The organism is Plebeiibacterium marinum (assembly GCF_026013615.1).
GTDB lineage: Bacteria > Bacteroidota > Bacteroidia > Bacteroidales > Marinilabiliaceae > Saccharicrinis > Saccharicrinis marinus_A.
The window spans coordinates 1-339 of record NZ_JAPDPI010000169.1 but is presented as its reverse complement, the minus strand read 5'-3'; the positions used below and the strand labels follow the sequence as shown (position 1 = coordinate 339).

1 pseudogene is annotated in these 339 nt (G+C 45.1%); it reads left to right on the top strand.

The features are described from left to right. Positions 1 to 252: pseudogene (locus OM074_RS21340) on the top strand (group II intron reverse transcriptase/maturase); the annotation flags it as partial. Positions 253 to 339: the final 87 nt, after the last annotated feature.

The window sequence follows — 339 nt, the reverse complement described above, 5'->3', positions numbered from 1 at the left end:
ATATGGCATCATTGGAAGAAACCAGAAAGAAAGAGGAAGAACCTGATTAGGCTAGGCGTCGATAATGGTATGGCTTACGCCTGGAGTAGAAGCCGAATGGGTGGATGGGCAATAGCTCAGAGTCCTATATTGGGTACTACTATCACAGTAGAACGCTTACTGAAAAGAGGGTACATTCCACTTGCCGAAATGTACAACCAAATGCATTATTCATTAACAACTTCTAGTAATACTTTATTTTCCATGGTGTAGGGAACCGCCGTATACGAGACCCGTACGTACGGTGGTGTGAGAGGCTCTCCGATAGGCTATTGGCCTATCGGCAGTCTACTCGATTAG